Source organism: Glycocaulis alkaliphilus, assembly GCF_004000605.1.
Classification (GTDB): domain Bacteria; phylum Pseudomonadota; class Alphaproteobacteria; order Caulobacterales; family Maricaulaceae; genus Glycocaulis; species Glycocaulis alkaliphilus.
In genome coordinates this window covers 683,052-704,072 of sequence record NZ_CP018911.1, presented here as the reverse complement: position 1 = coordinate 704,072, position 21,021 = coordinate 683,052, and the positions used below count along the sequence as shown (strand labels likewise).

18 protein-coding genes are annotated in these 21,021 nt (G+C 64.4%); all 18 read right to left on the bottom strand.

The features are described 5' to 3' along the window. Positions 1 to 18: 18 nt before the first annotated feature. The 18 genes from X907_RS03315 to X907_RS03230 all read right to left on the bottom strand — a co-directional run bounded on the left by X907_RS03315 (position 19) and on the right by X907_RS03230 (position 20,810). A complete protein-coding gene (locus X907_RS03315) occupies positions 19 to 876 on the bottom strand; it encodes an outer membrane protein assembly factor BamD (protein ID WP_127565628.1) in 858 nt (285 codons plus the stop codon). Positions 877 to 969: 93 nt separating this feature from the next. Continuing rightward, positions 970 to 1,875 carry a UDP-3-O-acyl-N-acetylglucosamine deacetylase gene (gene lpxC, locus X907_RS03310; protein WP_127565627.1) on the bottom strand — a complete coding sequence of 302 codons (906 nt, stop codon included), beginning with the start codon at positions 1,873 to 1,875 and terminating at the stop codon, positions 970 to 972. Between the two features lie 234 nt (positions 1,876 to 2,109). After that, a complete protein-coding gene (ftsZ, locus tag X907_RS03305) occupies positions 2,110 to 3,708 on the bottom strand; it encodes a cell division protein FtsZ (protein ID WP_127565626.1) in 1,599 nt (532 codons plus the stop codon). A gap of 151 nt (positions 3,709 to 3,859) precedes the next feature. Then, a complete protein-coding gene (gene ftsA / locus X907_RS03300) occupies positions 3,860 to 5,173 on the bottom strand; it encodes a cell division protein FtsA (RefSeq protein WP_127565625.1) in 1,314 nt (437 codons plus the stop codon). Between the two features lie 6 nt (positions 5,174 to 5,179). Then, positions 5,180 to 6,001: a cell division protein FtsQ/DivIB gene (locus X907_RS03295; protein ID WP_127565624.1), complete on the bottom strand. Its 822-nt coding sequence runs from the start codon at positions 5,999 to 6,001 to the stop codon at positions 5,180 to 5,182. 92 nt (positions 6,002 to 6,093) lie between these two features. Then, positions 6,094 to 7,011: a D-alanine--D-alanine ligase gene (locus X907_RS03290; RefSeq protein WP_127565623.1), complete on the bottom strand. Its 918-nt coding sequence runs from the start codon at positions 7,009 to 7,011 to the stop codon at positions 6,094 to 6,096. Then, positions 7,008 to 7,943: a UDP-N-acetylmuramate dehydrogenase gene (gene murB / locus X907_RS03285; RefSeq protein ID WP_127565622.1), complete on the bottom strand. Its 936-nt coding sequence runs from the start codon at positions 7,941 to 7,943 to the stop codon at positions 7,008 to 7,010. The genes X907_RS03290 and murB overlap by 4 nt, the downstream gene beginning before the upstream one ends. Before the next feature lie 157 nt (positions 7,944 to 8,100). Then, entirely contained in the window at positions 8,101 to 9,510 is a 1,410-nt protein-coding gene (gene murC / locus X907_RS03280) for a UDP-N-acetylmuramate--L-alanine ligase (RefSeq protein ID WP_127565621.1), read from the bottom strand. A 25-nt stretch (positions 9,511 to 9,535) separates the two neighbouring features. Beyond that, positions 9,536 to 10,633 carry an undecaprenyldiphospho-muramoylpentapeptide beta-N-acetylglucosaminyltransferase gene (murG, locus tag X907_RS03275; RefSeq protein WP_127565620.1) on the bottom strand — a complete coding sequence of 366 codons (1,098 nt, stop codon included), beginning with the start codon at positions 10,631 to 10,633 and terminating at the stop codon, positions 9,536 to 9,538. Beyond that, positions 10,630 to 11,778 carry an FtsW/RodA/SpoVE family cell cycle protein gene (locus X907_RS03270; RefSeq protein ID WP_127565619.1) on the bottom strand — a complete coding sequence of 383 codons (1,149 nt, stop codon included), beginning with the start codon at positions 11,776 to 11,778 and terminating at the stop codon, positions 10,630 to 10,632. The genes murG and X907_RS03270 overlap by 4 nt, the downstream gene beginning before the upstream one ends. After that, positions 11,775 to 13,187 carry a UDP-N-acetylmuramoyl-L-alanine--D-glutamate ligase gene (murD, locus tag X907_RS03265; RefSeq protein ID WP_127565618.1) on the bottom strand — a complete coding sequence of 471 codons (1,413 nt, stop codon included), beginning with the start codon at positions 13,185 to 13,187 and terminating at the stop codon, positions 11,775 to 11,777. Before murD ends, X907_RS03270 begins: the two co-directional genes overlap by 4 nt. Positions 13,188 to 13,196: 9 nt before the next feature. Continuing rightward, a complete protein-coding gene (mraY, locus tag X907_RS03260) occupies positions 13,197 to 14,297 on the bottom strand; it encodes a phospho-N-acetylmuramoyl-pentapeptide-transferase (protein WP_127565617.1) in 1,101 nt (366 codons plus the stop codon). 5 nt (positions 14,298 to 14,302) lie between these two features. Next, the gene (locus X907_RS03255; protein WP_127565616.1) at positions 14,303 to 15,712 is read right to left on the bottom strand and encodes a UDP-N-acetylmuramoyl-tripeptide--D-alanyl-D-alanine ligase; all 1,410 of its coding nucleotides are present in this window, start codon (positions 15,710 to 15,712) and stop codon (positions 14,303 to 14,305) included. Then, positions 15,709 to 17,187, bottom strand: coding sequence for a UDP-N-acetylmuramoyl-L-alanyl-D-glutamate--2,6-diaminopimelate ligase (locus X907_RS03250; RefSeq protein WP_179951439.1), 1,479 nt, complete (start codon positions 17,185 to 17,187; stop codon positions 15,709 to 15,711). Before X907_RS03250 ends, X907_RS03255 begins: the two co-directional genes overlap by 4 nt. Beyond that, positions 17,184 to 18,995 carry a peptidoglycan D,D-transpeptidase FtsI family protein gene (locus tag X907_RS03245; RefSeq protein WP_127565615.1) on the bottom strand — a complete coding sequence of 604 codons (1,812 nt, stop codon included), beginning with the start codon at positions 18,993 to 18,995 and terminating at the stop codon, positions 17,184 to 17,186. Before X907_RS03245 ends, X907_RS03250 begins: the two co-directional genes overlap by 4 nt. Then, positions 18,992 to 19,357: a cell division protein FtsL gene (gene ftsL / locus X907_RS03240; protein ID WP_127565614.1), complete on the bottom strand. Its 366-nt coding sequence runs from the start codon at positions 19,355 to 19,357 to the stop codon at positions 18,992 to 18,994. Before ftsL ends, X907_RS03245 begins: the two co-directional genes overlap by 4 nt. Next, positions 19,354 to 20,349, bottom strand: coding sequence for a 16S rRNA (cytosine(1402)-N(4))-methyltransferase RsmH (rsmH, locus tag X907_RS03235; RefSeq protein WP_127565613.1), 996 nt, complete (start codon positions 20,347 to 20,349; stop codon positions 19,354 to 19,356). The genes ftsL and rsmH overlap by 4 nt, the downstream gene beginning before the upstream one ends. Continuing rightward, a complete protein-coding gene (locus X907_RS03230) occupies positions 20,349 to 20,810 on the bottom strand; it encodes a division/cell wall cluster transcriptional repressor MraZ (RefSeq protein WP_127565612.1) in 462 nt (153 codons plus the stop codon). Before X907_RS03230 ends, rsmH begins: the two co-directional genes overlap by 1 nt. Between the last annotated feature and the right edge of the window lie 211 nt (positions 20,811 to 21,021).

The window sequence follows — 21,021 nt, the reverse complement described above, 5'->3', positions numbered from 1 at the left end:
CGTCTCCCGCCCGAGGGTTTAGCCGAATATCCGGCTCATGGCGCGGCGCAGCAGGCCGGGATCGCTTTCCTCGATGCCTTCGCCGGGCACATCAATGCCGCGCGAGGTCAGAAGGGTATAGCTGTCCTGATACCAGGCCGAACCGGGGAAGTTATGGCCCAGAACCGCCGCCACCTGACGCGCTTCCTCGGCAACACCCATGGCCACATAGGCCTCGACAAGGCGGTGAAGCGCTTCGGGCACATGGCTGGTGGTGCCGTATTCGCGGACGACATTCTGGAACCGGCCAATGGCCGCCAGATGGAAGCCGTTGCGCAGATACCAGCGGCCCACATCCATGTCCTTGCCGGCAAGGTGGTCGCGGGTCATGTCGATCTTCAGGCGGGCATCGCGGGCATAGGGGCTGTCCGGGAAGCGCCGGACCACCTGCTGGAGCGCGTCATAGGCGGCCTGCGTGGTGGACTGGTCACGGCCTACATCATAGATGCGCTCATAGTGCGAAATCGCGATGAGATAGTACGCATAGGGTGCGCTGGAGCTGCCCGGGTGAAGGGCAATAAAGCGCTCCGCATTGGCAATCGCCTGCTCATAGCGGGTGGCCTGATAGTTAGCGAAAGCCGCCATCAGCATGGAGCGGCGGGCCCATTCAGAGAAGGGGTGCTGACGCTCCACCTCATCAAACAGGGCTGCGGCCTGCGTGTAGCGGCGGCGCTCCAGTTCCCGGAAAGCATTGTTGTAAAGCGTCTCTACCGGGCGGGCGACATAGGCCAGTTCGGCCCGGTTACGATTGCCCTGACAGCCCGCAAGCACGAGAGCCGAGAGGGAAATGATGAGGATAAGACGCGTGGCGTTCAACAATTCCTGGCCCCTTGGCATGGTATTAAAAACGGACTGCCAGAGTCTTCTAACCGATCAGGGCGCAAGGAAAAAGCACTGTGTCAGCCCGGAAGGTGATTGCGCGGCAGCAAACTAGCCGCGCGCCGCCCTGCCCGGCTCCACGGCTTCTGCCATTTCGCTCATTGCCACCCATTTCCAGGCCGACGTATCGGCCATCAGGGCACGTACAGCGACATTGTTGATACCGTGGCCCGGACGCGAGGCCTGATAGAGGCCAAGGATCGGCGCGCCGGCAAGATAGAGGTCGCCGACCGCGTCCAGAATCTTGTGGCGGACAAATTCGTCGGCAAAGCGCAGACCTTCAGGATTCGCCACGCCCTCATCGTCCAGAACGATGGCGTTTTCCATCGAGCCGCCGCGTGCGAGGCCCGCCTTGAGCAGCGATTCGTATTCGCGGCGGAAGCCAAACGTGCGGGCTGCAGCGATCTCGCTGCGGAAACCGGCCGGGCTGATCTCGAAACGGTATTGCTGGCGGCCAATGACCGCATTGTCGAAATCAATGCTGACATCGATGGCCGGCTGGAGCGAGGGCAGGAAGACGGCACTGCGCCCGCCCAGCGAAACCTCGACCGGCTTGAGAATGCGGATCGCGCGGCGCGGCGCGGGCTGGGTCTTAAGTCCCGTGTGCTCAAGAAGCTCGATGAACGGCATGGAGGAGCCATCCATGGCTGGCACTTCAGGCCCGTGCAGCTCAACCAGCACATCATCCACACCCAGGCCGGCAAAAGCCGCCATCAGGTGCTCCACCGTCGATACCGCGGCGCCATCGGCGTTAATGATGGTCGTGCCGAGATCGGTAGACCGCACAAGATCATAGCGGGCCGGTATCAGTCGGTCTGCGACATCCAGATCGGTGCGTTCAAATACAATGCCCGTTCCCGCCTGAGCCGGTTTGAGCACCATGCGCACCCGTGCGCCCGTATGCAGGCCAATGCCTGCACAAACGGCCGTCTGGGCCAGCGTCGTCCGCTCAGTCATAAAAGCTGCCCGCACCATTCTATTGTCTTTCTTCGCTTTTCAGCTGCAGTTCCGGCCACGCCCCCCGGCACAGACCGAAACCCCCTCTTCTTCGCATTTGCACACTAGTGAACGGGCGGACAGAGCGGAATTAAACGATTGTTGCGGGCTGTAACAATTAACTGCGCGGGCAACAAAAAAGCCCCCGGACCGTTTCCGGTTCCGGGGGCCTGGCCTGTGGCATTGCTGGACCGTCTAATTGGCCTGACGGCGCAGGAAGGCGGGAATATCCAGATCCGCGTCGTCAAAATCCTCGCCAAACAGATCGCCTGCCGGGGATGTGCGCTGTACGGGTTCGGCCGGAGCCGGGGCACGTTGCGCCTGAACGGGCGGGCGCGGGGCGGTGCGTGATTCCACAGGAGCGGCCGGGGTCTTCGCCCGCCGCCCGAAGATGGAAAGTCCGCGGCGCGCCGGGGCTTCCTCACGCTCTTCTTCCTGCGGGGCCGGCTCGCGGCGGATTGTCTGGGCCACTTCTGCAAGGCGCTCCTGATGACGCACCACTTCCGGTCTTGTGTCGACCGTCTGCGCCTCTTCCTCAGCCGTATAGGCATCCGGGGCCGACACAGCGTCATCCAGGATGTCGGCACGGGCTGGCGAAGGCTGCTCATCCTGCGGCGCAGCTACTGTCTGGGCTTCCTGCGCGGCGCGCCAGGCAGCCGCCTTCGCATGGATACCACCATCAGCGACAGCCTTGGCGCGGACCGTCTCGGCTTCGTCATTGAGCCGGCGCACCAGCGGCTGGCCCGGACGGCTGACTTCACGCGGCTTGAGCGTGCTCATCAGGCTGGCCGGCTCGGTGCGGCGGCGCGGATCGGCCTGCTGCATCTGTTCGGCCTCGATGCCGGTGGCAACTACCGAGACGCGTATCGTGCCGTTGAGGCTCTCATCAAAGGTCGAACCGACAATGATATTGGCGTCCGGGTCCACCTGATCGCGGATCTCGTTGGCCGCCTCGTCCACCTCGTACAGCGTCATGTCCATGCCGCCGGTGATGTTGATGAGCACGCCGCGCGCGCCCTTCATCGACACATCATCGAGCAGCGGATTATTGATCGCCGCATGGGCCGCCTCGATGGCGCGCTTCTCGCCAGAGGCTTCTCCAGTACCCATCATCGCCTTGCCCATCTCGTTCATCACGGTGCGCACATCGGCGAAGTCGAGATTGATGAGGCCAGGCATGACCATCAGGTCGGTAATGCCGCGCACGCCCGAATGGAGCACCTGGTCAGCCATGGAGAAGGCTTCGGCAAATGTCGTCTTCTCGGTGGCGATACGGAACAGGTTCTGGTTGGGAATGACAATGAGCGTATCGACATGGTTCTGGAGCTGCTCAATACCGGCCTCGGCCAGACGCATGCGCTTTGCGCCCTCGAAATGGAAGGGCTTGGTCACGACGCCGACGGTGAGAATGCCCTGCTCGCGGGCAGCGCGCGCGATGACCGGCGCTGCGCCCGTGCCCGTTCCACCGCCCATACCGGCCGTGATGAACACCATGTGCGCGCCTTGCAGGTACTCGATAATCTCCGAGATCGAGTCTTCTGCCGACTGCATGCCGATCTCTGGACGGGCACCGGCGCCGAGACCTTGCGTGATCTGATGACCGATCTGGATGCGATTGGGTGTGCCGGAGCGCTGAAGCGCCTGTGCATCTGTGTTGGCGACAACAAAATCAACGCCTTCAAGGCTTGCATCGATCATGTTGTTGACAGCATTGCCGCCGGCGCCGCCCACGCCGAAAACGAGAATTCTGGGTTTAAGTTCAGTCGCTTCGGGGGCAGAAATATTCAGCGCCATGGGGAGAGGCTCCGTCACGCGGGCTACGGTTAACAACGATTAGCCGTCAGTTTGAGGGCGCGTTGCTTAAGCGAGCGTTAAACGCCACTGACATGATTGGCGATATTTTAGCATTGGTTACAGGAACATAGAGCGAACGACGCGCCGTCGCTCAGAAACTCTCTGCAAACCAGCGCCAGATCGCCGACGGTCCGCTTTGGGAGGCGGGCCGGGCCACGCGGCGCGCCGAGGCGGCCGTGATGAAGCGCGGCGGGCCGGATAGTATCTCGGCCGGTGCGCGTGCGTGACGGGCAAGCGAGCCTGTGCTGGCGGCGAAGCCGGGTCCAGCCAGCGCATCGCCCAGCCCGGCGATCGCAGCCGGACGGCCCAGCCGCGTCTGGCGGCGCAGCACGCGTCCGGCCAGCTCGACAACGCCGGGAAGCTGGCTTGCCCCGCCCGTCAGCACCAAGATGCGTCCCGAAGCTTCGCTGAGCCCGGCGGCGTCCAGCCGGTCGCGAATCAGTTCGAAAATCTCTTCCAGCCGGGGCCGGATGATCGCGTTGAGCATGGCACGCGGATACTGGTTCATGCCCGCATCCGGGCCAGCGGCAACCGGCGGGGCCTCGATCATCGCCCGGTCATCGTCCGGGCTGTCGAGCGCCGAACCGTAGAGCGCCTTGATGCGTTCAGCGGCATGAACGGGTGTGGACAGGCCGCGCGCTATGTCGCGCGTGACGTGATTGCCCCCGACCGGGATCATGTCGACATGCACCGGTACGCCATCGGCGAACACGGCAAGGCTTGTGGTGTCCGCGCCCATATCGATCACCGTCGCACCCAGCAGCGCCTCATCCCCCGCCAGAACAGACAGGGCGGCGGCATAAGGCGAGGCGATGACCTCGCTCACTTCCAGACGGCACTGTGCCACCGCATTCATCAGATTGCGCAGCGGATCAGCGTCAGCGGAGATCACATGCAGGTCCACCGCCAGACTGCGCCCGGCCATGCCGCGCGGATCTTTCACACCGCGATTATCGTCCACCCGCCAGGCAACGGGCATGGCGTGCAGCATGGCGCGGCCCGGCCGCGCGCACTGCTGCAGCCCGGCCGACAAGACGCGGTTACGGTCACGTTCACTCACCTCGCGGCCCGAGACAGGCGCCTCGATCGACACGCGTTCGGACGCCGGGCTGCCGGCAGTGGTGACAAGGCTGACTTCACTGACCGCGTGGCGCGCCATGCGCTCGGCATTGTCGACGACCGCCCGGATCACGCTGGCTGCGGCGTCAATATCCACAACGCCGCCCGCGCGCATGCCGGCGCTGGAATGGTGGCCTACACCCACCACTCTCGGACGGGGGCCGGTCAGGGTGGCTTCCATCTTGACGATAAAGCAGACGGTCTTGGCGGCGCCTATCTCCAGCGCGGCGTATATACCCGGCTTGCCGTTCGCCGCATCGGCAGTCTTGCGCGTAAACAGGCCCATTTCGGCTCAGGCTCCCCGCTCACGGGCCGAAGCACCGCCTGCACGTTCCGGCCAGGCGCGGATCGCCATTTCGCCATCGCCGCGCAAATCAAAAGCCTGGGCGTCGAGCTCCAGCACACGCTGGTCGGCGTGCAGGGCCGCGATCAGGGCCACGGCGCTGGCGACGCCGGTTTCGGGAAGCAGGATGTCGCTGCCTGACTGCAGGCGCAGATTCCAGCGCCGCTCGCCCACACGTACCGCATGGGTGACAAGAGCGGCGAGTTCCGGCTGGCGGGCGAGCACGGTAATGATCTCCTCCGCCGCTTCATTGGCACCGGCCCCGACAAGGCGGGGCAGCGCGGCGTGGTCTGACGGATTTTCTCCAGCCAGCACGATGCCGAGCCGGTCGATTACGTAATGCACGCCTTCATTCTGCCAGAGCGCATAGGGCGCACGCTCGGTAATGATGACGCTGACCCTGTCCGGCCAGAGGCGGATGACCTGCGCGCTTTCAACCCGGCTCATGGATTCGATAGCGGCGCGCGCCTGCTCAGGATCAATCTCGATCAGACCCCGGCCGGGCCGCGCGCCGATGACCTGCGCAATCTCGGCGGCGCTCACGTCACGGGCGCCCACCACATCCACGGCGCGTACAACATAGCCCGAGCGGGTGAGGTGATCAGCAAAGGCGGTGCGCAGCCCGTCGCCAGCCGGGCCCAGCCCGCCCGTCATGGCCAGACCGATGAATGCCAGCGCGGTCACGCCCGCGACAGCAAAAAAGCCCAGACGCAGCGCGGTAATCGTGCGGTAGCGCGCGGTGCGTATCTGGGCGCTGGCCCAGTTGACCATGGGGCGCTGGGGGATGGAGGCGGGTGGCTTGCGGGTGCGGGAGCGCGTTGCGCCGGAACTTCCGGCACGGGTGGGAGCTGTTCGAGAGCGCCTCACCTCTGACAACTGGCATCCTCCGCTATCCATTCGACAAGGTCGGGAAATCCGATACCGCAATGCGCGGCCTGTTCGGGCGCAAGCGATGTAGGAGTCATGCCCGGCTGGGTATTAATTTCGAGTAACCAAAGCTTGCCGTCACCGCCTTCATCCCAGCGGAAATCGGACCGGGTGAGCCCCCGGCAACCAAGCTCGCGATGCGCGGTGACAGCCGCTTCCATCGCCTGGTCAAAGACATGGGCCGGGATGCCGGCGGGCAGCTGATGGGTGGAGCCGCCATCTGCGTATTTTGCCTCATAGTCATAAAAGGCTGTTTTGGGCACGATCTCGGTGACGGTCAGCGCGCGGTCACCCATTACGGCGACGGTCAGCTCGCGGCCCGGAATGAATTTTTCGATCAGGATTTCATCGCCATAGGGCCAGCTGTCAGCGGCGAGTTCCGCAGGCGGGCGGTTCGCCCCCTCACGCACGATCAGCACACCCACCGACGAGCCCTGATCATTGGGCTTGGCCACATAGGGCGCAGGCATGACGTGATCGCGTGCAGCGTCAAACCGGCTGACAATCTTTCCGTCCGGGCAGTTAAGGCCCGCAAGGCGCAAGACCGCCTTGGTCTTCTGCTTGTCCATCGCCAGCGCCGAGGCCAGCACGCCGGAATGCGTGTAGGGGATGCGCAGATATTCCAGCACGCCCTGCACACGCCCGTCCTCACCCCATAGGCCATGGAGCGCGTTGAACACCAGATCGGGTTTGAGCGCCTTGATGTCATCGATCCAGCGCTCGTTCGCGGGGTCAATCTCATGGACCTCATGCCCCTTGGCGCGCAGGCCCTTGGCACATTCGCGGCCCGAGACCAGCGAGACCTCGCGCTCAGGGCTGAGGCCTCCGAGCAGAAGGGCGATGCGCTTGCTCATGCGTTTTCTCCTGCGGGCAGGCCAATACGTTTGACTTCCCAGTGCATCTCGACGTTTTCCTTTGAGGCAATCTCGGCGCGGATTTCCTCCACGAGCCCTTCAAGGTCTGCCGCGCTGGCGCTGCCATCATTGATCAGGAAATTGGCGTGCATCTCGGAAAAGCGCGCCCCGCCCTTGCGCCGTCCGCGCCCGCCAACCGCGTCCACCAGCTGCCAGGCCGAGCGGCCCTTGCTGGCGGTCTGGTCCGGGTTCTTGAAGGTGGAACCGGAGGTCTTCTCCCGGATAGGCTGAGTGGCCGCGCGCTTCTCGCTGATTGCGTCCATGCGTTCCAGAATGGCGGCCGGTTCATCGGCCCGGCCTTCAAACACCGCCTCGGTAAAGATCCAGTCTTCGGGCGCAGAGCAGTGGCGGTAGGCATGGCCCAGCTCGTCCGGCTTCACAATCAGGCGGCGGCCCCGGCGATCCAGCGCGATGGCCTCAACCAGCACGTCCTTTGTCTCCGACCCATAGCAGCCCGCATTCATGCGGATCGCGCCGCCGATTGTGCCCGGTACGCCGACATAGAATTCCAGCCCCGCAATGCCTGCCTTGGCGGCGGCCTTGGCCGCCATCTTGTCGAGCAGTGCCGTACCGATGCGGATACGATTGCCCTCCAGCACTTCCGTGCGTGCAAATGCCGGCGTCAGGCGGATTACCACGCCCGGCACCCCGCCATCCCTTACAAGCGTGTTCGAGCCCGCGCCCAGCACATGGACGGGAATATCCTCAGGCGTTTCGGCCAGAAAGCGCGCAAGGTCCGCCTCATCTGCCGGCAAATAGAGCACCTGCGCAGGCCCGCCTACACGCAGCCAGGTAATGTCAGACAGCGGCGCGTTCTCGATATACTGCCCGCGCACTTCAGGCAGTTGGGGAAGGAGAGAGGGGAAGGTCATATGCCGCCACCCTCTTTCTCCCCCCGTTCACGGGGGGAGTGGCCTGAAAGGCCGAGGGGGGGATTTTGAAAAGAAAAAGCTCCCCCCTCCGTCAGCTGCGCTGACACCTCCCCCGTAAACGGGGGAGGACAAGTAGCAGCAGCTTTCGAGCTTATAATCACAACACCTGCTCCAGCCTCGCGGGAAGCTCCGCCGCCCAGGCGGTAATGTCGCCAGCGCCAAGGCAGACGACGAGATCGCCGGATTTCGCGCGCGGCTTGATGTCATCGGCGAGGGTTTCACGCGAGCTGGCAGACGCATCGCGATGGCCGTGCGCCTGCAAGCCGGCAATGAGCGAGGCTTGGTCTGCGCCCTCAATCGGGCTTTCGCCTGCCGAATACACGTCCGCGACGAGCACGCTGTCGGCATCGTTAAAGCAGGTGCAGAATTCCTCGAAGAGATCGTTGAGGCGGCTATAGCGGTGCGGCTGCACGACCGCGATCACCTTGCCGTCCCCTGCCCGCTGGCGGGCCGCTTTCAGGACGGCGGCGATCTCGACCGGGTGGTGGCCATAATCATCGACCACCGTGACGCCCTTGGCCGTGCCGGTGATGGTGAAGCGGCGCTTCACGCCCGCAAAACCGCCCAGAGCTTCGCGGGCAGCACTTTCCGTACAGCCCAGCGCCTGTGCCACGGCCACTGCGCCGGTTGTGTTCTGGACATTGTGCTCGCCCATCATGGGCAGGGAGATGTCTTTCCAGACCACGCGTTCCTCGCCCGGCGGCTGGAAGGCGATGTCGAACACGGCCCCTTGCGGGCTGGTGCGCAGATTGATGCAGCGCACATCGGCCTGCGGATTGAAGCCATAGGTGATGATGCGCCGGTCCTCGATACGCGCGGCCAGCGCCTGCACTTCGGGGTGATCGGTACAAAGGGCGGCGAACCCGTAAAAGGGCAGGTTCTCGACGAACTGGGCAAAGGCATCACGCAGCGCATCGAAATCGCCGTAATGCTCCATATGTTCAGGATCGATATTGGTGATGAGCGCGACGGTGCCGCGCAGTTTGAGGAAGGAGCCGTCGCTCTCATCGGCCTCCACCACCATCCACTCGCCTTCGCCCATTTTAGCGTTCGAGCCATAGGCGGAAATGATGCCGCCATTGATGACGGTCGGGTCAAAGCCTGCCGCATCCATCAGTGCAGCGATAAGGGAGGTCGTCGTCGTCTTGCCATGCGTGCCGCCCACCGCCACTGCGTATTTCAGGCGCATCAGCTCGGCGAGCATCTCTGCCCGGCGCACGACGGGAATACGTTTGGCACGCGCGGCGACCAATTCGGGATTGTCGCGCTTTACCGCCGACGAGACGACGAGCGCGCCAGCGCCCTCCACATTCTCGGCCCGGTGCCCGATATGCACGACCGCGCCCTTGGCCCGCAGGCGCTCCACATTGGCACTGTCCTTGATGTCCGAGCCGGAGACCCGGTAGCCCAGATTGAGCATCACCTCGGCAATACCGCTCATGCCGATCCCGCCAATACCAACGAAATGCACCGGGCCGGTAGCGGCAGGCAGGTCAATCGGAGCCATGAATACTGTCCTTGAAAAGTCTGTGTCAGGTGCGCGCGTTCGCCGCCTCCTGCAGGAGCGATGCCAGACGCAAGTGCGCATCCGGCTTGCCGGCCTGCAGGGCTGCTTCGGCCATTGAGGCGAGAGCTTCGCCATCGGCCAGCAGGGTTTCAAGCCGCGCCCGCAGCGCGCCCGCAGCAATCTCGTCCTCGGTGATGATCTGCGCGCCGCCCGCTTGCGCCAGCCCCATTGCGTTGGCGCGCTGATGATCGTCCGCAGCGATCTCCAGCGGCACAAGCAAGGACGGACGGCCCAGTGCGGCGATCTCCGACACGCTGGACGCGCCAGAACGCGAAATGATGAGGTGAGACTTTGCGTAGAGCGGTCCCATATCCTCAAAGAAGGGCTCGCAATGGGCCTTCACGCCCGCTTCGGCATAGAGGCGGCGCGACGCCTCGATCTGCTCGGCGCGGGTCTGCTGCGTCACCTCAAGGCGGGCGCGCAAAGCTTCAGGCAGACCCGAAATCGCTTCAGGCACGCCTACCGACAGGATGCGCGCGCCCAGCGATCCGCCAATCACCAGCAATCGGACAGGGCCGCCTTCCTCAGGCGCGGCATAGGGCGTGCGCCCCCCCGCGAGGATCGCGCCGCGTACCGGATTGCCGGTGACCACATGGCGGGCCTTGCGGGGCAGGCGGTCCAGCCGGTCGAAGCCGGATGCGACCGCAAACGCTTTGCGGGCAAACACCCGGTTGACCCGTCCCAGCACGGAGTTTTGCTCATGGATCACGAAGGGTATGCGTTTCAGCCGGGCATGCGCCAGCGCAGGAAAGGCCGGGTAGCCGCCAAACCCGGCGATGAGGTCAGGCTGGAACTGCGCGACGATGCGCCCGGTGCTGGCAAAGCCTCTGGCCAGTTTCAGCGTGTTGCCCGCTGCGCGCGCCGGGTTCTTCACGAAGGGTGTTGCTGCCTCGATCTGGTCCACGCCCTCGCCAGGAAAGCCGCTGGCGTGGCGCATGCCGCGCTGATCTGTGACCAGGCGTATCCGCCAGCCCGCCTCGCGCAGGGTCTCCGCCACCGCCCGGGCTGGGAAGATGTGCCCGCCTGTGCCGCCTGCGGCAATGAGAAGCCGGGGGGCGCTCATGCCGGCACCAGCCGCGTGCTGCTGCGCTCAGGCAGGTAAGCCCCCGGCGTGCGCTTGGTCAGCGCCAGCAGCAGGCCTGCGGCAAATGCCAGAGACAGCATGGACGACCCGCCATAGGAGACGAAAGGCAGGGTCATGCCCTTGGCCGGGGCCAGTTCCAGATTGACGAGAATGTTGATCAGCGCCTGCCCGCCAAACATCAGGGCGAGGCCTGCCACGGCGAGCTGCGCAAAATTGTCCGACAGGCGCATGGAGCGAGACCAGGCCCGCGCAAACAGGATGGCGAACAGGCCGATAATGGCCAGCGACGCCACCAGGCCAAATTCCTCTGCGGCAACCGAGAACACGAAATCGGTGTGCGCTTCGGGCAGATAGCGCTTGATCTCGCCTTCACCGGGCCCGACGCCGGTAAAGCCGCCGCGCGTAATGGCGCCTACGGCCATCTCGGTCTGGGTGGGGCCGCTCGCGGAGGCAGGCGCAAGAAAGGCAGCGACCCGGTCACGCACATGGCCGAGGAAGAAATAGGCGCCGGCTGCACCGCCGAGCGCCACGCTGCCCAGAAGCGCGGTGTGGAGAAAGGACAGGCCCGCAGCCCACAGCATGGCGGCAAAAATGCCGGTCAGCAGGATGGACTGGCCGAAATCGGGCTGGCTGATGAGAAAGCATATCGCCAGCACGTAAATACCTGCCGCCACGAGGCGCCCGGGTACCGGCGCGCCCTTGCTCTCCTCGGAAAACAGCCAGGCCGTTATCACAATGAAGGCCGGTTTGAAGAACTCCGATGGCTGCAGCGAGAAACTGCCAAAGCGCAGCCAGCGCGTGGCGCCGTTTACTTCGTGCCCCATCAGGGCAACGACAATCAGCGCCAGAAAACTGCCCACCAGCGCCAGACCGGCCAGACGGCGCGCGCCGCGCGGGCTGAGCGCGGCTATTGCCAGCATCAGGATCATGGAGAGACCGGCGAAAAAAATGTGCCGGTAGAGATAGTAGAACGGATCACCGGGGCTGATGCGTTCGGCTGCGCTCGGGCTGGCTGCCATGGACAATGTCACACCGACAACCATCAGTCCGGCCACCGTGAAGAGCAAGGTGCGGTCCAGCCCGAACCAGAGGCGCGCCAGTCCGCTGCGGCTTGCCGTGTTCATGCCGCATCTCCCTTTGCTGCCCGCTCCAGCAAGTCCTTTACCAGAGCGCGGAATGTGTCGCCGCGATGCTCATAGCTTCTGAACTGGTCAAACGAGGCGCAGGCTGGTGACAATAGAATAACCGGTCGACGATAGCCGCTTTCGGCGGCGTCCATGGCCGCGTTCTGCAGAGCGCGCTCCAGCGTGCCGGACATATCGGCGGGCACGTCACGGCCAAGCTGCTTGCGAAGCAGATCTGCATCCTGCCCGATCAGATAGGCCTTGCGGATACGCCGGAAGAAGGGCTTCAGGCTTTCAACACCGCCCGATTTCGCCTGCCCGCCCGCAATCCAGAATATGTCATGATAGCAGGCAAGCGCCTGCGCGGCGGCCTCGGCATTGGTGGCCTTGGAATCGTTGATGAAGAGAAGCGATCCCGCCTCGCCGACACGCTCCTGCCGGTGTGGCAGGCCGGGAAAGCTGGCGATCCCGGCAATGGCGTCGGTAATGCTCACTCCAAGGGCACGCACAGCAGCATAGGCCGCCGCCGCGTTCTGGGCATTGTGCGAACCGGGAAGCGCCTGTGCGCGGTGCAGTTCCATGACCGTGCGGGCGCCGCCCTTCGCGGTGTCGTCGTAGAGCTTGCCTGCCAGCGCGTAGACACCGAATGACACGAGCCGCTGGCTGGAAACCGGGATCACATTCAGCCCCGCCTTCGATTTCAGTCGCGTACACACGCTGCGGCTCGGCTCGTCATCAACGCCGACAATCGCCGTATCGCCGTCCTGCTGATTGGCAAAGATGCGTTCCTTGGCCGTGCGGTAGCCCTCAATATCGCCGTGCCGGTCGATATGGTCCGGCGTGAGGTTCAGGAAGACCGCCACCCGGCAGCGCAGGCTCTCGATCAGATCAAGCTGGTAGGAGGATAGCTCCAGCACATAGATCGCGCCGGGACGCGGCGGCTCGAGGCCGAGCACGGCGTCGCCGATATTGCCGCCCACGCGCACATCACGCCCTGCGCTTTTCAGGATATGGCCGATCAGCGCCGTCGTGGTGGATTTGCCGTTCGTGCCGGTAATCCCGATCACCGTGACGCCGGGCGTGTCGGCGATGGCCTGGGCGAATAGTTCCACATCACCAATAACCGGCGCACCGACCGCACGGGCCAGCGACACCATGCGGTGCGGGGCCGGGTGCGTAAGAGGGATCCCCGGAGACAGCACCAGAGCGGCCATATCGCCCCAGTCACGCCGGTTGAGATCATCCAGCTCCAGACCGGCCTTTGCGGCGTTCTCGCGCGCGGCTTCGTTGTCATCCCAGGCGGAAACCTCTGCCCCGCCTGCCGCCAATGCGCGCGCAGCCGTTATCCCGGTGCGGCCAAGGCCGAACACCGCCACGCGGCGTCCCTTGTAGGCGGTAACCGGGATCATGCAGGCAAACTACCTCAGCTTGAGTGTCGAAAGACCGATAAGGGCGAGCACCACGGCAATGATCCAGAAGCGGATGACGATGGTCGGCTCGGCCCAGCCCATCTTTTCAAAATGGTGGTGGACGGGCGCCATGCGGAAGACGCGCTTGCCCGTCAGCTTGAAGCTGGCCACCTGGATCATCACCGAGAGCGCTTCGAGCACGAAAAGCCCGCCAATAATGGCCAGCACGATCTCGTGCTTCACGGCCACGGCAATGGTGCCGATTGCACCGCCAAGCGACAGCGAGCCGGTATCGCCCATGAACACCATGGCAGGCGGGGCATTATACCAGAGAAAGCCCAGCCCGGCTCCGATGATCGTGCCACAGATCACAGCGAGCTCGCCGGTACCGGGCGTGAAATTCAGGAACAGATAGTTGGAATAGACCGCCGAACCGACGAAATAGGCGATAAAGCCGAACGAGCCGGCCGCGATCATCACCGGCACGATAGCGAGGCCATCCAGCCCGTCCGTGATGTTGACGGCATTGGACGCGCCCACGATCACGATCAGGCCGAAGAGGAAGAAGCCATAGCTAAGGGGGATCAGCACGTCCTTGAAGAAGGGCACCGCGATGGAGGTGGCAAACCCGTCCGGCACGTTTGGCGCGCTGGAGAGAAGCTCCGTCATCCAGATCACCGCGATGAGCGCCACGACCGATTGCAGAGCAAGCTTTGCCTTGCCGGAAATGCCGGCCGAGGAGCGCTTGGTCACCTTGCGCCAGTCATCGAGAAAGCCGATGCCGCCAAAGCCTGCCGTCACCAGCAGCACAACCCAGATATAGGGGTTGGAGAGATCGGCCCAGAGCAATGTCCCGGCCAGAATGCCCAGCAGGATGATGAAACCGCCCATGGTGGGGGTGCCCGCCTTGGTGAGTACATGGGTTTCAGGGCCGTCATCGCGAATCGGCTGGGAGCCCTTGGTCTTCAGCCAGCCAATGAAGGGCTTGCCGATAATGATGGCCACGAGGAAGGCCGTAACCAGCCCTGCCCCGGTGCGGAATGTGAGATAGTTCACGACGTTGAAAACGGCGATGTCGGAAGCGAGTTGGGAAAACAGGAAATAGAGCATGAAAATCAGCCTTTGATGACCGCGTTAACGGCACCGTTCCGCAAACTTGCGACTACTTTATGAACGCCCGAACCGTTCGAGCCCTTGATCACCACCACATCGCCCGGACGCAGCATGGCGCATAGCCGATCAGTGGCGTCCGCCGGCGATGCCGCCATTGCGCCCTTAACCGATCCGGGCAGCGCAGACATCAGATGTTCCATCATCGCGCCAACGCCAATGACCGCAGACACACCGGCATCAACCAGTGGCGCTGCCAGTTCGCGGTGACGCTCCGGGGCGCTCTCACCAATCTCCAGCATCTCGCCCAGCACCGCGATGCGACGGCCTTTGCCTTCAGGCGTATGACGGGCGAGCGTCGCAATCGCGGAGGCCATGGACACCGGGTTGGCATTATAGCTGTCGTCGATGATGCGTGCGCTGCCGCCATCAAGTTCTATCATGAAGCTCGCGCCGCGCCCGGCCTGGGCTTCCATGCCGGCCAGCACATCGGCGACCCGCGCGCTATCAATGCCGGCGGCCACGCAGGCCGCCATCACGCCAGCGGCATTGTGGGCCTGATGTTCGCCCGGCGCCGGGATGGAAATGTCCACCATACGGCCCAGCACATCAAAGCGGCCGCGCCCGGATGTAGCCTGCTGGTCCCAGGAGAGGATACGCACCGCAGCGTGCCGCGCCCGGCCAAACTCGAACAGGAAAGCGGCGCCACTCTCGTTCACGCGCGCGCACAGCCGGGGCGCGTACTCGCAATCTGCCGGGATGATCGCCACGCCATCGCCTGCCAGCCCTGCAAATATCTCCGCCTTGGCATCGGCGATGGCTTCCATGGAACCCAGATTTTCCAGATGCGCGGGCGCGATGCGGGTGATGAGGGCGATATGAGGCTGCACCTGCGTGGTCAGCGCCGCGATTTCGCCGGCATGGTTCATGCCCATCTCGAACACGCCGCGCGCGGTACCTTGCGGCATGCGCGCCAGGGTGAGCGGCACGCCCCAGTGATTATTGTAGGATTTGACGCTCCAGTGTGCAGGGCCGCTGGCGCGGAACACCGCCGCTATGGCTTCCTTCACCGATGTCTTGCCAACCGAGCCGGTGACGCCGACGCGCACAGCCTTGCTGCGCTCGCGCGCCGCGACACCAAGGCGCTGCAGGGCCTCGAGCACGTCCGGCACGACAAGGCGCGCGCCTGTGCCTGCATCCTCGCGCGATACGATAGAGGCGGCTGCCCCTGCTTTCTCGGCAGCCGGTACAAAATCATGCCCGTCACGCTGGTCTGCCAGCGCCACGAACAGGTCTCCGGCCTCCAGAGAGCGCGTGTCGATGGAGACGCCCGAGGCCTGCCAGCTATCACCCCCTACGAGCCGCCCGCCAGTCGCGGCGGCCGCTTGCGCTGCTGTCCATAAAGGCCCGGTCATTGCCCCCGCTCCCCGGTACTGCCTGTTCTGGCGGCGAGAGCGCGGCGCGCGACCTCACCATCATCAAACGGATGGACCACGCCCTTGATGGTCTGGCCGGTCTCATGGCCCTTGCCAGCGATCAGCAAGGTGTCACCCGCTTTCAGATCACCAATGGCGGTGAAAATGGCGCGCTCGCGGTCTCCAATCTCTTCGGCGTCCGGCGCCCCTTTCAGTATCGCTGCGCGGATGAGAGCCGGATCTTCAGACCGCGGATTATCGTCGGTAACGATCACCCGGTCGGCGAGTTTCGCCGCGATAGCGCCCATCTTTTCGCGCTTGGTCGGATCACGGTCACCGCCCGCGCCAAACACCACAATCACTTTGCCGGCGGTGTGCGGACGCGCCGCCCGCAGGAGCTTATCAAGGCCGTCGGGCGTGTGAGCGTAATCGATGAGAACAGGCGCGCCCTCAGCCGTCGCGCCAACAAACTCCAGACGCCCTGCGACCCCTTTCAGCTTCTCCAGCGCAGCGAACACGGTGCCGGCATCCACGCCGCTCGCTATCGCCATGCCGGCCGCCTGAAATGCATTACTGGCCTGGAACTCGCCCATCAGGGGCAGGGTCAAGGCATGCTCCTTGCCCGCATGAACAAAGCGCACATGCTGGAAGGCGGCGTGCGGGGTGATTTCCTTCAGCTGGATATAGCGTCCGTTCCAGCCAACAGTGAAAATCTGCTGGCGGCGTGCCTCCGCGCGGCGCACCACCGCCTCGCCCCACTCGCTATCCACCGTGATGACGGCAGGTGCGCCTTCGGGCAAAAGCTCATCGAACAGGCGCATCTTGGAGGCGAAATAGTCTTCAAAGTCCGGATGATAATCGAGATGGTCCTGGGTTAGGTTGGAAAAGCCCGCCAGCGCGATTTTTGCGCCGTCCATACGCCGCTGTTTCAGCCCGTGGCTCGATGCCTCCATCGCCAGATGCGTGACGCCCTCATGGCTAAGCGCATCGAGTGCGGCGTGCAGGGCGATGGCATCGGGCGTGGTGTAACCCACATCGGTGCGGCCAGAACTGCGCGTTACGCCGAGCGTACCCAGAGCCGCAGCCTCATGACCGGCTGACTGCCAGATCTGGCGCAGAAATTCGACTGTGGAGCTTTTACCGTTTGTGCCCGTGATGGCGGCGATGTATCCCGGCTGGGCCGGAGAAAAGCGCGCCGCCATCTGCGCCAGCGCCAGACGCGGATCATCGGCCTCGATGACAGGAACGGGCGCAGCCGTGCCACGCTCGGCCAGGATAGCCACAGCGCCTGCGTCGATAGCCGCCTTGATGAAGGCATTGCCATGGGTGGTCACGCCCGGCAGGGCGGCAAAGACAAAGCCGGGCTTCACCGCCCGGCTGTCCAGCGCCAGTCCGGCGACTGCCAGTTCCAGCATGCCTTCCGGCACACTCACGCCAGCGGGAAGGATGTCAGCAAGCCTGCGCAGCGTACTCATGGGCGATCCCTGCCTGCAGCCAGTTCGACGGGCTCTTCCGGTCCTGCCCGCACCGGCGTTCGCGGCACGAACATGCGCGCCACCGTCTGCACGCGCGCGCCGGGGTCGGCTTCGCGCAGACCCACGCCCAGTACCGGCGCCACGCGCTCTATGATCTCGCCGCCTGTTGGCGCAGCATTCCAGCCAGCGGTGTTGAAGCCATGGGTCTCGCGGATGGGGCGCGGCTGGTCGAGGCTCACCACCAGCACGTATTGCGGGTCATCGAAGGGGAATATCCCGACAAAGCTGGTCAGCACATTACCGACCTGGTAGCGGCCATTGACGATGCGCTGGGCCGTACCGGTCTTGCCAGCAATGGCGAGACCCTCGCGGTCGGCCTGACCGCCGGCCACGGCAGCGCGCATGACGCCAAGCACCTGAGCAGCCGTTGCCGAGCTCATCACCGGAACTTGCGGCACGATGTCGGTCGGGCCAACAGGACGCAGGGTCGGCGGCGTGTAGATGCCATCATTGGCCAGCGCCGCATAGGCCGCTGCCAGAGCCACGGGCGACACGTTGAAGCCATGCCCGTATGAAGCCGTCATCACTTCTGCCCGGCCCCAGCGGGCAGGCAGCATCGGGTTCTGGCCCTCGATGATTTCCAGCGGCGGGCGCTCCCAAAGGCCCAGCTCCCCGAAGAAGCTGGTCAGCACCTCGCCGCCGATCCGCTCCGCCATGCGGGCCGAGCCGATATTGGAGGAATGAATGATGACTTCCCGGGCGGTGAGTATTCGCGACTGCGGACGGAAATCGCGAATACGGTGCGAACCGATGGCAATCGGCGCGCGGGCATCGAATGTGTCGTCAAGACGCACCAGCCCTGCCTCGATACCGGCAGCGAGGGTGAGCGGCTTGAATACCGAACCCAGCTCGTAAACGCCCTGGACGGTACGGTTGAAACGGTTTTCCGCCGGTTCGCTGCCCGCCCGGTTCGGGTCAAAGTCGGGAAGGGAGGCCAGCGCGATGATCTCGCCGGTGCCAACGCGCATCAGCACCGCCATGGCGCCTTGCGCCGAGTAGCGCTCCATGCGCTCACGCAGCACGGTTTCCAGCGCATCCTGCGCGCCCAGATGAATGGACAGGCTCACCGGACGGCCAGACCCGTCATTAAGCTCGTCATTAAAGGCGCGCTCCGCCCCGGCCAGGCCTGCCAGGTCCTGATCGGTAAAGCCTACCAGATGCGCAGCCAGCCGGCGGCGCGGATAGACCCGGCCAGGTTCCACCCGGAAGCCTATGCCGGGCAGGCCCAGCATGTGAATGGCCTGACGTTCGCGCGGGCCCAGCCCGCGCTCGATCCAGACAAAGCGGCGGTTTGATGAAAGATCACGCTGCAGGGTTTCCGCGTTCAGATGCGGCAGAACCGTGCGCAGAGCCTGAGCGGTCTCTACCGGATCCCAGACCTGGCGCGGATCAGCGAAAACAGAATGGAAGTCGAGATTGCTGGCCAGTATCTGGCCATTGCGGTCAACGATCTCGCCGCGGCGCGACGCCACCTGCGCCACACGCACCGGCGCAGCCTCGGCAAACTCGCCCGTGACAGCCAGCTCCACCGCGCGGCCCGCCGCCACCAGAAATCCTGCGCCCACCAAAATACCAATAAAGCCAAGGCGCAGCCGCGTGCGCCCTAGCGCCTGACCGGCCTCGTCTTCCAGCCGGATGGTGGCGCTGGCATCGAAACCGGCTGATCCGTCCCCGCGCAAGGGCTCAAGCCCGGCGCGCGAACGCCGGATTCTTACCTTGCCGAAAAGACGCGTCAGCCAATTCGTCATTGACGCCCTCTTACCGGAGGTGTGGTGGACGGCCAGCTGGCCTGCGCTGTTTGCGGCGCCTGCGGCGACAGGCGTTCAGCTTCGGCGCGCACCTGTGCCAGCTCGGCCAGCGAGAGTTCCTGCGCCGACTGCACCGGCTCAAACCCCAGATGGGTGCGGGCCAGCGCTCTGAGCTGCTCGGGATCTTCCAGATGCGCGATATTGGCCGTCAGCGTGTTGATACGCGAGCGCTCCTGAGCGAGCTCCACTTGCAGCCCCGCAAGACGGGCCTGAGCCGCATCGGTTTCAGCTTTGGCCACATACAGTGCCCCCAGAAGGATGACGCTGCCGAGAATGCCGAAAAAGAGGACGAGGCGTATCATGTGACACACTCCAGAAGGCGGCTGTAAGGGGGCACGCCGGGCAGGCCGTCATCTTCGGCTGGCCAGGCAGGGTTTGTGGTGCGGACACCGGCACGCAGGCGCGAGGAGCGCGCGCGCGGGTTGGCGGCGATTTCGGCCTCTGACGGCTCAATGGCCTTGCGGGTCAGCAGCGAGAAGCTGGGCGCCGGCCCGGCGTCCACTTGCGGTGCATGGCGCGAGCCCTGCCCCGCCATGCCGGCACGGGCGCGCAGGAAGGTCTTCACGATGCGGTCTTCCAGCGAATGGAAGGTGACAACCGCCAGCACGCCGGTGGGCTTCAGGATGCGTTCCGCCGCGCCGAGCGCGCGGATCAGTTCGCCCAGCTCGTCATTGACATAGATGCGCAGCCCCTGAAACACGCGTGTGGCCGGGTGAATACGCCCCGGCTTGCCGCCGATTACCCGCGCCATCAGCGATGCCAGTTCAAGCGTGGTCTCGAACGGCTTTGCGGCGCGGTCTTCCACAATGGCGCGCGCCGCACGGCGGGCATGGCGCTCCTCGCCATAGATTTTGAAGATCGCGGCCAGCTCGTCAGCGTCCAGATGGTTGACGGCATCGGCAGCGCTGGGACCAGACCGGGCCATGCGCATGTCCAGCGGGCCGTCCTTCTGGAAGGAGAAGCCGCGCTCTGCCTCGTCGATCTGCATCGACGAAACGCCCAGATCGAGCATTACGCCGTCGACACCATCACTGCCTGACAGCTCTACGATCTGCTCCATCAGGGAGAAAGGGCCAGACTGAAAGGCGAACGTGTCCGGGAAGGCCTTGCGCAGCGCGGCAGCAGCCTTTGCCGCTTCAGGGTCCCGGTCGATGCCGACCAGACGCGCGCCCTCGACGGCCAGCACCGCGCGGGCATAGCCGCCGCCGCCCAGCGTACCATCCACATAGAGCCCGCCCGCGCGCGGGCGGATGGCGGTGATCACTTCGTCGAGCAGTACCGGGACATGCGCCATCACACACCCTCCGGCCGGACGGCAGGGCGGCGCAGCGCGGACTTGTTGTCACGAGCAAAGCTGAGATCGCGGGCATGGCGCTCGGCGTGCGCTTCGGGCGACCAGACCTCGAAGCGGCGACCCATGCCGACAAAGGTCGCCTTTGCGTCAAGGCCGGCATGCTCGATGAATTCACGCGGCAGGGAGATGCGGCCGGTCTGGTCAAACGAGAGGGGGCGGGCGCCGCCGAAGATAACCCGCTCAAAAGCCGTGCGGGCATCGTCATACGGGTCCATCGCATCGATGGCCGCGGCCATCTCGGCCATCAGCGCCTCGCCGCCGCCTTCCAGGAACGGTCCGTTAAACGAACACCAGACATAGATGCCACCGAAGCGCTCTGCCGACACCACGGCACGGAAATCGGCCGGGACGGAAACCCGTCCCTTGGCATCTATCCCGTTGGTTGTGGTGGAGAAAAACATCTCCTGCAGCGCTCCCCGGCCTCCCACACATCGAAAGGGTCCCTCGTGTGGTTAACGATGGGATACCATGGGAAATGATGGGAAACAATGCCGAAGCCAGTCTCCAGCACTGTTTTTACAGGCACGCTCAAGTAAAACCGCAGCATGTTGCGGCGCGGCAAAATAGAACAGACAAAGAACAATAGGTTAACGTCCGGCGCGCTGTTTGGAA

Coding starts and splice junctions, on each gene's coding strand:
- X907_RS03315 (WP_127565628.1), bottom strand. CDS start 876: ATGCCAAGGGGCCAGGAATTGTTGAACGCCACGCGTCTTATCCTCATC.
- lpxC (WP_127565627.1), bottom strand. CDS start 1,875: ATGACTGAGCGGACGACGCTGGCCCAGACGGCCGTTTGTGCAGGCATT.
- ftsZ (WP_127565626.1), bottom strand. CDS start 3,708: ATGGCGCTGAATATTTCTGCCCCCGAAGCGACTGAACTTAAACCCAGA.
- ftsA (WP_127565625.1), bottom strand. CDS start 5,173: ATGGGCCTGTTTACGCGCAAGACTGCCGATGCGGCGAACGGCAAGCCG.
- X907_RS03295 (WP_127565624.1), bottom strand. CDS start 6,001: ATGGTCAACTGGGCCAGCGCCCAGATACGCACCGCGCGCTACCGCACG.
- X907_RS03290 (WP_127565623.1), bottom strand. CDS start 7,011: ATGAGCAAGCGCATCGCCCTTCTGCTCGGAGGCCTCAGCCCTGAGCGC.
- murB (WP_127565622.1), bottom strand. CDS start 7,943: ATGACCTTCCCCTCTCTCCTTCCCCAACTGCCTGAAGTGCGCGGGCAG.
- murC (WP_127565621.1), bottom strand. CDS start 9,510: ATGGCTCCGATTGACCTGCCTGCCGCTACCGGCCCGGTGCATTTCGTT.
- murG (WP_127565620.1), bottom strand. CDS start 10,633: ATGAGCGCCCCCCGGCTTCTCATTGCCGCAGGCGGCACAGGCGGGCAC.
- X907_RS03270 (WP_127565619.1), bottom strand. CDS start 11,778: ATGAACACGGCAAGCCGCAGCGGACTGGCGCGCCTCTGGTTCGGGCTG.
- murD (WP_127565618.1), bottom strand. CDS start 13,187: ATGATCCCGGTTACCGCCTACAAGGGACGCCGCGTGGCGGTGTTCGGC.
- mraY (WP_127565617.1), bottom strand. CDS start 14,297: ATGCTCTATTTCCTGTTTTCCCAACTCGCTTCCGACATCGCCGTTTTC.
- X907_RS03255 (WP_127565616.1), bottom strand. CDS start 15,712: ATGACCGGGCCTTTATGGACAGCAGCGCAAGCGGCCGCCGCGACTGGC.
- X907_RS03250 (WP_179951439.1), bottom strand. CDS start 17,187: ATGAGTACGCTGCGCAGGCTTGCTGACATCCTTCCCGCTGGCGTGAGT.
- X907_RS03245 (WP_127565615.1), bottom strand. CDS start 18,995: ATGACGAATTGGCTGACGCGTCTTTTCGGCAAGGTAAGAATCCGGCGT.
- ftsL (WP_127565614.1), bottom strand. CDS start 19,357: ATGATACGCCTCGTCCTCTTTTTCGGCATTCTCGGCAGCGTCATCCTT.
- rsmH (WP_127565613.1), bottom strand. CDS start 20,349: ATGGCGCATGTCCCGGTACTGCTCGACGAAGTGATCACCGCCATCCGC.
- X907_RS03230 (WP_127565612.1), bottom strand. CDS start 20,810: ATGTTTTTCTCCACCACAACCAACGGGATAGATGCCAAGGGACGGGTT.